This window comes from Streptomyces shenzhenensis (assembly GCF_021462265.1).
GTDB lineage: Bacteria > Actinomycetota > Actinomycetes > Streptomycetales > Streptomycetaceae > Streptomyces > Streptomyces shenzhenensis.
Genome location: NZ_JAJONF010000022.1, coordinates 159,763 through 169,552 on the forward strand (window position 1 = coordinate 159,763; position 9,790 = coordinate 169,552).

Consider the following 9,790-nt stretch of genomic DNA (forward strand, 5'->3'; position numbering starts at 1 on the left):
CCGCCGACTCGCACGTCACCGGGAACGCCGAATCAGCGTGATCGACGCCTACTTCGACCTGGCCGGCGCGTTTCGGTTTCGGCCGGCCCGCCCACCACCGGGGGCTTTCGAGCCCACGATGATCCCGCCTCCTCCGAAATGCCACCGGGTGGGCCGTGGCGGGGTCACTCCGGCTTGGTGTCAGCGGCTGACTCGCCGAGGTGCTCAGCAAGTTGGAACAGAGCGGGCAGAGCGTCCCCGACCGGTCGCCCGGGAACTGTCGTCCAGGGCGGCGTCGGTAACGCGCTCGACGGGCAGTGATCCAGGCGGCGAGCTTCTCGCGGCCGGTGTCGTCAAGCGCAACGACGGAGGCCCGGTCGTCGGCGGCGTCGACATCGCGGGTGACCAGCCCGGCGCCGATCGTCTGGCCGGAGAGCCCGCCGACCGTGCTCGGCGCCAGGCGCCGACCGGCGGCGAGGTCGCTGATCCGGACGGGGCGACTGCTCGCCGAGTACCTGGAGCAGTTCGACCTGCGCCGTGGGGAGGGCGTCCCACGGTGAGTCGGTGCGGATCGGGGGCGCAGCGCACGCTGAAGCCGGTTGACAGCCTCGGCGAGCAGACACGCGTCCCGCCGCGCCACCCCGGCGAGGCGAACCGCTGGGGTGACTACGTGAACCAGCAGCTGTGGGGCCGCCCCCACCTACCTGCCCTGGGCCCTGCAGATCGACCCCGGCCACCGCCCCGCCGACAGGCCCACAGTCAGCCTGTACCGCCCGTCGTTCCTCTACGAGTCGTTGTGGGACTGGGCGTCATGGCGCTGCCGCTGTGGCTGGACCGCCACCACCCGCAGCTCCTCCGGGACGGCTCTTCGCCTGCATCGTGCTCGCCTACGCCGCCGGGCGGCCCTGGATCGAGGCCCTGCGCATCGACCACGCCAATCACTTCCTCGGCCTGCGCCTGGACGACTACGTCTCCTTGATCGAGCTCAGCAGCGCACACGTCCACCTGATCGCCCCTCGGCGTCCGCGCCCAGACGACGACGCGTCGTATCCGCCGGGCCGGGGAGGGGCAGCGGAGCCCGCACCGAGATCGGACTGACGGCCAACCACCACCTTGGACCGCATACCCCGACCCGTATCAGCGCCCGGGCAGGGCGCGTCACCGAACGGGAAGCAGAGACCACCCTTCACGCTGCCGCACAGCCGAGTGCCATGCGGGCGGCCGGCACAACTGTGACGCCACTTTCCGGCGGGGCAGTCGCCAGGCCGCGGCCACCGCTCGGACACGTCCTGCACGCATGAGCGAGTTCACGCCTATAACGTCGACACCGGCATTCGCGAAGAAAGAGCAGCAATAGTGCGTGATTATCGATTGATGCAGAAATGATCCTTGTTCGCTGCATACGCCGGTTTGATCGCTGCCGTCGGCGACTGCCCGGCGATGCGCCGCCTCGTGGGCTCCGCCCCACATCCCGGTCAGCGAACTCTGGCCTCTGCAGCCCTCTTCGGCGATGTCCCGCCACAGCAAGTGGGAACTGCTGCCGCCGTGTCGTGTTCCCGGACTGCGCCTCCCGCCGCCGAGCCTTACGCGCCTATGGGCACAGACACTCAGGTGCCGCACCCCGGTTCCCCTTGCTCGGCCGCGGTGCGGACGACGGCTGCCGCCCGGTCTCCGACACCCACGCGCTTCGCCCTCGGCGGAGGGCTTCCGACGGCACGACACAACTGACTGCAAACGTAGATCGCCGAGGCGAAAGCCTCTGTTGGGCGGCGTCCGCCCCACCACCCGGGGTACCGGCCGTGGATCTCTCCCGCTTTTCATCCAGGCCAACCGCTCATCCAGCGCATCACTGGTCGACGCCCACGACGGTCCGCCAGCGCTCCTTCGTACTTCCACCAGCGACGGTGTCGCGCCTCACCGCCGTGCGCTCGCTTTCGTGTCCGCGCGCCTCCGGCGAGCCGTTGCCGCCATCCGAGCCAGGAAACCACCATGCCACTGCACCCCGTCCTGCCGCGCATCGCCGACTGGCTCAACAGACGACTCGGACGCGCCTCCTTCGTGTGCTACGCCGCCGCCTTCATCGTTCCTGGAGCCGGGAACGCGGTTCGCCACAACACCCTGCACCTCTGTGGCACCCGAATCGGTGCGCCAACGGCACTGCTCATCAGCATCCTCTTCGCGGCGTCCTATCAAGTGCCCCTACAGAAAATGGCCATCAGCCTACGGCGCCCCACGGTGCTTGTCGCTGGACTGGCCGCGCACTTGGTGACGCCTTTCATCCTCGCACCCGCCGCTGCGGCCGCTCTGGCTCTGACCGGCACGACCGGCGCTGCGGATTTCGTGCCGACGGCGCTCGCCCTGGTCACCACGGCTCCTGTCGCCGCCGGGGCAACCGTATGGATCAGCAGAGGCAGGGGCGACGGATCAGCCATGATCAGCATCATCGTGATCTCCGCGTTGCTCAGTCCGCTGACCCTGCCGATCACCTTCAGCATCCTCAACCACACCGGTGCGTTCGGAACCCACCACCCGTTCCTCGCAGCCGGTACGCCTGGAAGCACCCGTGACCTCCTGACCGCCACCGTGGCCCTCCCCTGTGCCGCCGGACTTCTGTGCAGGCGGCTCAGCCGTCCTCGCGTACGCGACTGGGCCGACGGCCTGTCCCCCCTTGCCGCGATGCTGGGCGTTCTCGCGCTGACTTATGTGAACGCCTCCGCGGCCGCCTCGCTCGTCCGTATCTCCTCTGTGCCGTCGCTGCTTGTGGCAGTCACCAGCGCCTGTGCGGCATGTCTGCTCGCTTTCCAGATCGGCCGCTGGACAGCCCGCTGGGTCCGGCTCCCCGGCGAAGCCGCCGCCACAGTGACCCTCGCCTGCGGTATGAACAACGTCAGCATCAGTTCCGTACTCGCGGTCACCACGGTGTCCACCGAACCGGGACTGCTTATGACAACCCTGGCATACGGCCTGATTCAAAAGGTCGCGGCCCACCGCGCCATGGCGGCCCCGGCCTCACCGACGACGACATCGCCGTCGCCTTCCGACGCGGCACCCTGACCGACCGCTACCGAGGCGTCCGTCCCGTCGGCAGCGGGCTGGGCCTGGCGTCGCGTGACCAGGAGCGTGACATGCCCCGGCGGGCTGCCGTCGACCGCGTCGCCGAGGGCACCTGCGGAAACGAATTCCGACGACGCGCGACGGACGCGCCGACCGCAACCAGCCGGACGACCTGGTCTGAACCCCACGCATACGGACCAGAGATCACCCGGCTATTCAGCGGCGATCCAGTGCTCGAAGGCCGTCTGGTGCCGCTGCGAGGCGGCCAGCAGGTTGGTGTACACCTGACGGGCGTCCGGAGCCGTGAGCCCGGACAGCGCCTTGGTCAGCGCGGCGATGTCGTCGGTCTCGACCGTACGGCCCGCCTTCAGGGCTCCGGACATGCTGTCCTCACCCTGCTTGAGCAGCCGGTCGTAGGTGGCCTGGACGGCCGGGTCGGTGAACTCACCGGCCGGCTTGCCGGCGGTCGGGTCGGTGATGTCGTAGCGGTCCAGCAGGGTGCGCACGGCCGTCAGGTGGGTGGTCTCGGCCGCCGCGATCCGCTCGAAGACCCGCACGTCGTAGCGTGCGGCGAACGCCGTGTAGAGGTCGTGCGCGAGCTTCTCCTCCTCGGCCATGCTCGCCAGCGTGGCCTTCTGGGCGGCCGTCAGGGTGCCTTGCGAGGCCAGGGCGGTGTAGCTGGTGCAGCTCCCGTCGCGGCGGGCGTCGTGCCTGCCGTCGACGTGCCGTTCGGTGTGGTACTGACGGCCTGTCGTCATCTGCTGCCGCACGGTGGGTTCCGGCGTCGGGGTGCCGTCGGTGCTGGCCGCCACCGCACCGCTGGTCAGCACGCCGCCGATGGCGAGCACGCCCGCGGTGACCGCGGTGGCGATCTTGATGTTGCGCCTCATGGCGAACCTCCTCGGGTCCGCGGGAGCGTCTTCCGTTCCCGCACCGTCACCGTCGCGCCGGGCCCTGCAGTCGCCGTGCGCCGCGTGTGGAGACGGGATGGAGACGGCCGCCGGGCGGGTCGGGGCCGTTCGGCCCTCCCGGGAGCGCGCGTGTGACGGGTAGATGTGGGACATGGCCACCACCGTGCTCGTCGTCGAGGACGAGAGGGAGATCCGCGAACTGCTGCGCCGCTATCTGGAGCGCGCCGGGTACGGGGTGCTGACGACCGGGTCGGGCGCCGAGGCCGTACGACTGCTCGGCGAGCGGGGCGTCGATCTGGCGGTGCTCGATCTCGGGCTTCCGGACGTGGACGGGGACGAGGTGCTGCGCGAGGCCCGCGAGCGCGGGCGGGTGCCGGTGGTGGTACTGACCGCGCGTACGACCGTGGAGGACCGCATCCACGGGCTGCGGCTGGGCGCCGACGACTATGTGACCAAGCCCTTCAGCCCCACCGAGGTGGTGCTCAGAGTGGGAGCGGTCCTTCAGCGGGCCCGGGGTACGGCGGCCGGGGCGGCACCGGTCCAGTCGTACGGCGAAGGGCGGCTACGCATCGACGAGGCCCGGCACGAGGTGATCCTCGACGGGGCGCCGGTGGAGCTGACGCCCACCGAGTGGGGGCTGCTGACCACGCTCGCGTCGATTCCGGGCCGGGTGTACTCGCGCTACGAGCTGGTCAATCGGGTGCGCGGCTACGAGTTCGCCGGATACGAGCGGACGATCGACTCGCATGTGAAGAACCTGCGGCACAAGCTCGGCGGCGTGCGCCCGGAACTGGTGGAGACGGTGCTGGGCGTGGGCTACCGGCTGGGGTGGTCCCGTGACCCGTGAGCCACGCCCGGCTGTCCGGCCGTCCGGCGGGCTCGGCCCGCTCGGGCGACGCCTGTTCGCCGCGTTCGCCGTGGTGGCGCTGGCGTCCGTGGCCCTGCTGACGGTCGCGGCGCTCATCGGCACCGACCGCGGGCTCAGCAGCGCCCACCAGGCCGACCGGCAGCGCGCCGCAGACCGGGTGGCAGCGGCAGCCGCCGACGCCTACCGACCGGCGGGCGGCTGGGCGTCGGCCGACCTGTCCGCGGCGCGGTCCCTTGCTTCCGGTGCCGGGGCGCAGCTCACGGTTCGGAACGCGGACGGCGAGACGGTCTCCGGTGGCTCGGGGACCGGCTCCGGGACCGGCTCCGGGACCGGCTCCGGGACCGGCTCCGGGACCGAGGACGAGCACGGCATGCCCGGTTCGGGCCCGGGGCACCACGGGCAGGGCATGGGCTCCGGGCCCGGCGCGAGCGCGGCCGTGGTGGCCGACGGCCGCACCGTCGGCTCCGTACACCTGGTCTTCTCGGCCGGCTCCGGGTCGGCCGGCCTGTCCGTCGCCTGGGGCTGGGTGGCCGCGTCCGCCGTCGGCGCGCTGGCCCTGGCGCTGGGCGTGAGCTGGTTCGTCACCCGGCGCCTGACGGCTCCGGTCGTCCGGGTCGCGGCGACCGCGCGTGCGCTGGCCGCAGGGGACCGCGCCGCACGGGCCCGCATCGACGCACCCGGCGAACTCGGCGAACTCGCCCACGCCTTCGACGCCATGGCCGATGACGTCGGCCGCGCCGAACAGGCCCGCCACCGGCTCGCCGCGGACGTCGCCCACGAGCTGCGCACGCCCCTGACCTCCCTGCGTGCGGGGCTGGAGGAACTGCGCGACGGCTACACCGAGCCGACCCCGGACCGCCTCGCCTCCCTGCACGACCAGGCGCTGCGGCTGGGCCGCGTCATCGACGACCTCGGGGAACTGGCCGAGGCCGAGTCGGCCCGGCTGTCCCTGCACCTGGCCGAGGTGGACCTGGCCGCCCTGGCCGAGGCCGCCGTGGCCGAACGGGAGCCCGAACTGCGCACCGCCGGACTGACCGTGCGCACCGTGCCGAGCCCCGTTCCGCTGGCGGTCCGCGCGGACGCCGACCGGATGCATCAGGCCCTGGGCAACCTGCTGAGCAACACCGCCCGCCACTGCCGCCCCGGCGACACCGTCACCGTCACCACGTCCGCCACGCTCACCGAGGCACTCGTCGAGGTGGCGGACACCGGTCCAGGCATCCCCGCCGACGAGCTGCCGCACGTCTTCGACCGTCTGTGGCGCGGCGCCCGCGCCCGCTCCGCAGGCGGCAGCGGCATCGGCCTCGCCGTCGTCAAGGAGCTGGTCACCGCGCACGGCGGCACGGTCACCGCGGCCTCCGGACCGGGCGGCGGAACGCGGATGACCCTCCGGTTGCCCAGGCCCGCGCCACAAGGATCCAAGCCCGCCCCGGACTCCGCCACCGCGCCGCGATGAGTTACCTCCCGGTCAAATAGCCGATGGGGTATTTGACGCGCCCCTCCGCACCACCACACTCTCATAAGATACCCCCTGGGGTATTTGAGGAGGCAGTGAAGTGGCTCGTGAAGTGAGACAGGAAGCACTCGCGGCGACCTGGCCCGACAGTGCGCTCGTGGTCGACGTACGAGAGGCCGACGAGTACGCCGCCGGACACGTAGGGACTCGGCACACGCTCTCGGAATCCGGCCCTGAGGAGGTGTCCGGTGAACATCGACGACCAGGAGGCGGACTCGTGGCCCGAGGCACTCAATCTGCTGCGGCGGGCCCAGGGACAACCGGCCGCGGCCATCGCCACGATCGAAGCGGGGCGCGACCGCAAGGAGGTCGTCACCCGGTCGGCCACGGCCTCCCACGCCCCGGAGCGGGCGGGCTTCAGGACAGTGGTGGACGGCATTCGCCAGTGCCTCACCGAACGACAGCAGGGATACGTCCCGCCGCCGAGCGAGGCCGCACCGGGGAAGCTGTTCCTGACGCTCGCGTGCCCCGGACCCCGAATCCCATGTCAGGGAGTGCAGGGTGATCTCCCGCGCCATCATCACCGACCGGACCGTCCAGCCGGGCGGCCACTGCCCCGACACCCGACCGGTCGGCCCACCGACACCGGCGGCGGAGCAGCGCGCCCGCCAGGACGTCCAGGAGCGGCTCGCGCGCCGATTCCCGGACCTCCCGTCCGAGACACTGGCGACGGCAGCGGAGGAGGCGTTCGCGTTCTTCGCCGACGCGCGCGTGCGGCACTACGTTCCCGTCCTGGCCTTCAAACGCGCCTCGGGGCAGCTGTCCGAACGCCTCGCCGCCCTGGGCGAGAAAGGCGATGAGGCGTGAAACCGACCCCGAAGTGCGTCGTCGACCGATCCCGCCCCTGCAACGCCTGCATCGCTCCGGACCCCAGCAGCTGTCCCTATCCCTATCTGCTCGCAGGCGACGACACCATGGACCCGGACGATGGCACCGACACGGACGAAGATTCCGCGCACGCGGAGAAATGAGGCGCAGGACATGGACGCGGCGAGCTGGGACGAGCGCTACCGCGGCGGCGAACTGGTGTGGAAGGCCGACCCAAACCGCTTCGTCGCCGAGGAGCTGGCCGGCCTGAAGCCGTCCGGAAGGGCGGTGGACCTCGCCGCCGGGGAGGGACGCAACGCGGTGTGGCTCGCGGAGCGGGGCTGGGAGGTGGACGCCGTCGACTTCTCCGCCGTAGCTCTGGAGAAAGCCAGGACGCTGGCGGCCGAACGGGACGTGCGGCTGCACACCGTGCAGGCCGATCTCACGCTCTGGGAGCCCGCGGAGGCGACGTACGGCCTGGTGTTGATCGCGTATCTGCACCTGCCGTGGCCACAGATGGCCCAGGTGCTGGCCCGGGCCGCCGACGCCGTCCGCTCAGGCGGCACCCTGCTGCTCGTCGGCCATGACGCGGCCAATCCCGAGCACGGGTACGGCGGCCCGCGGGATCCAGGCGTGCTGTACAGCGCCGAACAGGTCGCCGACCTGTGGCGGCCCTACGCCGAGATCCTGCGGGCCGGGACGGTCACCCGGCCGGTGACCGGCACCGAGGGCGACAGCCGCACGGCTCTGGACGCGCTCGTCCGCGCCGTACGGAGATGACCCCCGCCGGCGCGTCAGGCCGCCGTACCGGGCTTCGTCGCCAGGTACCAGTCGGTGAGCTTGACGCTGTCGTCGGCCAGCCGGGCCTCCAGTTCGGCCTGGGTGCGCGGGGCGCCCAGCACGACGTCCTCGCCCGGGTGCCAGTTGGCGGGGCAGGAGACGCCGTCGCGGTCGGAGGTCTGCAGGGCGTCGACGAGCCGCAGGATCTCGGGAATCATGCGTCCGGCGTTCATCGGGTAGTACAGCACCGCCCGGACGGTGTGCTCCGGGTCGATGACGAAGACGGCGCGTACGGCGGCGGTCCCGGAGGTGTTCGGGTGGAGCATGCCGTAGGCGCGCGAGACGCGCATGTCCAGGTCGGCGATGATCGGGAACGGGATGCGCACGCCGAGCTTCTCCTCGATCGCGCGGGCCCAGGCGAGGTGGCTGTGGACGGAGTCCACGGAGTTTCCGAGCAGGGCGGTGTTGCGGGCGGCGAACTCGTCGGCGAGTTCGGTGAACGCGACGAACTCGGTGGTGCACACCGGGGTGAAGTCCGCCGGGTGGCTGAAGAGCACCAGCCACCGGCCCGCGTAGTCGGACAGCCGGACCGGACCATGGGTGGATTCGGCCTCGAAGTCCGGGGCCCGGTCGCCGATGAGTGGCAGGCGGGGGTGGACAGGCGGGGTCGGCGGGGACTGGTCGGAGACGGTCATCGGGGCATTCCTCCCGGACGATCACGGATTCGAATACCCCCCACGGTATTTACGCGACCCGAGGCGCATGGAGGGCCGGACGGCCCTGATTACTCCCCATTCGCCCCTTGCGCAGCACTCCACCGAGCTACCCGCATCACCGGAGAACGACCGCCTGCGCGCGAGGGGAACAATGCGCCCTCGCGCGACGCTGTCACCAATACCCCTCCGGGTATTCAGGTCGCGGATGGCGCCGCTGTCGCTGCAACACCCGCCGGGGACCGCAACCCAACCCGGCGAAGGAGTGTGAGGACGATGGCGACGACAGGACGTGCCCGGCCCCCGACGAGCGAGGGCGACTGCGTCGTGACCACTTGCGGGCGCAGGATCGCCGTGCGGCGCCTACGGCTCGCGCCCGCGGAGCGGCCCATCAGCCGGGTCGCCCTCGACGTGGGCCGGGACCAGGGCGGCGAACCAGGCGTGTGGGCGGCACTCACCGTCGGCGAGGCACGTGACCTGGCCCGCCTGCTCCTCCTGCACGCCGGCCTCGCCGAGCACGGCACCGAGCATGTCGGGCCGACGAGTGCGGGATTCCCCTCACCCTGACTCAGGCGCGTGTTCGCGTCACTCCAGGACACGCAAGTACTCCCGGTCGCCCAGAAGTTCCAGACGACGCCAGAGCACCGGGTTGTCCGACGACTGACTGGCATGACAGGCGATCGCACGGCGCTGCCGCTCGCGCGGCACCGGGTCGACGACGCGGCACCCGGCCGGATCCCGCCCGCGGAAGGACGTGCCGAACTCGTCGTTCAGCCGTCCCGCCACGTGCCTTGGCAGGGTCCACGCCACGACGGCGACACCCGCCCCGCGGGCGGCGAACAGCGCGGCATTCGTGGCCCGTTGGTGATCCCGGTGCCCGGTGACACCCCCCGTGTCGAACACCAGCAGGTGGGTGGGGCGCCGCTCGCCGATGAGGCGGGTCACCTCCGCGGCCAGCCGGGGCACCGGGATGCCGTCTAGGGCTCCGTCCGGGTGCCCGGTCAGTTCCACGCGCTCGACGCCCAGCTCCCTTGCCGCGCAGGCGAGTTCGTCCGCCCGCACGGTGTGCAGGTCGCCGGGCCGGCCGTGCAGCGTGGACGACTCGCCATGGGTGAAGCAGAGCACCGCCGTGGGCACACCGGAGTCGGCCAGCAGGGCGAGC

11 protein-coding genes and 1 pseudogene are annotated in these 9,790 nt (G+C 71.7%); 9 read left to right on the forward strand and 3 right to left on the reverse strand.

The window, feature by feature from the left end:
• The first annotated feature begins 380 nt into the window (after positions 1 to 380).
• From LQ326_RS26810 to LQ326_RS26820, 3 genes are all read left to right on the forward strand, one after another.
• On the forward strand, positions 381 to 539 hold the full coding sequence (locus LQ326_RS26810) for a hypothetical protein (RefSeq protein ID WP_234540434.1): 159 nt from the start codon (positions 381 to 383) through the stop codon (positions 537 to 539).
• A gap of 319 nt (positions 540 to 858) precedes the next feature.
• Positions 859 to 1,077, forward strand: coding sequence for a hypothetical protein (locus LQ326_RS26815; RefSeq protein ID WP_234540435.1), 219 nt, complete (start codon positions 859 to 861; stop codon positions 1,075 to 1,077).
• Between the two features lie 891 nt (positions 1,078 to 1,968).
• The gene (locus LQ326_RS26820) at positions 1,969 to 3,033 is read left to right on the forward strand and encodes a bile acid:sodium symporter family protein (RefSeq protein ID WP_234540437.1); all 1,065 of its coding nucleotides are present in this window, start codon (positions 1,969 to 1,971) and stop codon (positions 3,031 to 3,033) included.
• A 212-nt stretch (positions 3,034 to 3,245) separates the two neighbouring features.
• Here LQ326_RS26820 and LQ326_RS26825 read toward each other — a convergent pair whose 3' ends face one another.
• A complete protein-coding gene (locus LQ326_RS26825) occupies positions 3,246 to 3,923 on the reverse strand; it encodes a DUF2202 domain-containing protein (RefSeq protein ID WP_234540439.1) in 678 nt (225 codons plus the stop codon).
• Positions 3,924 to 4,095: 172 nt separating this feature from the next.
• Between LQ326_RS26825 and LQ326_RS26830 the strand changes: the two genes are divergently transcribed.
• The 5 genes and pseudogenes from LQ326_RS26830 to LQ326_RS26850 all read left to right on the forward strand — a co-directional run bounded on the left by LQ326_RS26830 (position 4,096) and on the right by LQ326_RS26850 (position 7,915).
• The gene (locus tag LQ326_RS26830; RefSeq protein ID WP_234540440.1) at positions 4,096 to 4,791 is read left to right on the forward strand and encodes a response regulator transcription factor; all 696 of its coding nucleotides are present in this window, start codon (positions 4,096 to 4,098) and stop codon (positions 4,789 to 4,791) included.
• Positions 4,781 to 6,268: a sensor histidine kinase gene (locus LQ326_RS26835; RefSeq protein ID WP_234540441.1), complete on the forward strand. Its 1,488-nt coding sequence runs from the start codon at positions 4,781 to 4,783 to the stop codon at positions 6,266 to 6,268. The genes LQ326_RS26830 and LQ326_RS26835 overlap by 11 nt, the downstream gene beginning before the upstream one ends.
• A gap of 248 nt (positions 6,269 to 6,516) precedes the next feature.
• Positions 6,517 to 6,672: pseudogene (locus LQ326_RS26840) on the forward strand (hypothetical protein); the annotation flags it as partial.
• A 157-nt stretch (positions 6,673 to 6,829) separates the two neighbouring features.
• Positions 6,830 to 7,135, forward strand: a complete 306-nt coding sequence (locus LQ326_RS26845; RefSeq protein WP_234540482.1) for a three-helix bundle dimerization domain-containing protein — start codon at positions 6,830 to 6,832, stop codon at positions 7,133 to 7,135.
• A gap of 174 nt (positions 7,136 to 7,309) precedes the next feature.
• On the forward strand, positions 7,310 to 7,915 hold the full coding sequence (locus LQ326_RS26850; RefSeq protein ID WP_234540442.1) for a class I SAM-dependent methyltransferase: 606 nt from the start codon (positions 7,310 to 7,312) through the stop codon (positions 7,913 to 7,915).
• A 14-nt stretch (positions 7,916 to 7,929) separates the two neighbouring features.
• Here the strand turns inward: LQ326_RS26850 and LQ326_RS26855 are convergent, their stop codons facing one another.
• Positions 7,930 to 8,610: a peroxiredoxin gene (locus tag LQ326_RS26855; RefSeq protein WP_234540444.1), complete on the reverse strand. Its 681-nt coding sequence runs from the start codon at positions 8,608 to 8,610 to the stop codon at positions 7,930 to 7,932.
• 294 nt (positions 8,611 to 8,904) lie between these two features.
• On the opposite strand from LQ326_RS26855, the gene LQ326_RS26860 reads away from it, so the two are divergent.
• Complete coding sequence (locus LQ326_RS26860) at positions 8,905 to 9,195, forward strand: hypothetical protein (protein WP_234540446.1); 291 nt, start codon at positions 8,905 to 8,907, stop codon at positions 9,193 to 9,195.
• Between the two features lie 18 nt (positions 9,196 to 9,213).
• Here the strand turns inward: LQ326_RS26860 and LQ326_RS26865 are convergent.
• A partial coding sequence (locus LQ326_RS26865; RefSeq protein WP_234540448.1) for a PIG-L deacetylase family protein occupies positions 9,214 to 9,790 on the reverse strand: 577 nt, incomplete at its 5' end.

Excerpts from the sequence above, each read along its gene's own strand:
- LQ326_RS26820 (WP_234540437.1), top strand. The coding sequence starts at position 1,969 with ATGCCACTGCACCCCGTCCTGCCGCGCATCGCCGACTGGCTCAACAGA.
- LQ326_RS26855 (WP_234540444.1), bottom strand. The coding sequence starts at position 8,610 with ATGACCGTCTCCGACCAGTCCCCGCCGACCCCGCCTGTCCACCCCCGC.
- LQ326_RS26850 (WP_234540442.1), top strand. The coding sequence starts at position 7,310 with ATGGACGCGGCGAGCTGGGACGAGCGCTACCGCGGCGGCGAACTGGTG.
- LQ326_RS26860 (WP_234540446.1), top strand. The coding sequence starts at position 8,905 with ATGGCGACGACAGGACGTGCCCGGCCCCCGACGAGCGAGGGCGACTGC.
- LQ326_RS26830 (WP_234540440.1), top strand. The coding sequence starts at position 4,096 with ATGGCCACCACCGTGCTCGTCGTCGAGGACGAGAGGGAGATCCGCGAA.
- LQ326_RS26825 (WP_234540439.1), bottom strand. The coding sequence starts at position 3,923 with ATGAGGCGCAACATCAAGATCGCCACCGCGGTCACCGCGGGCGTGCTC.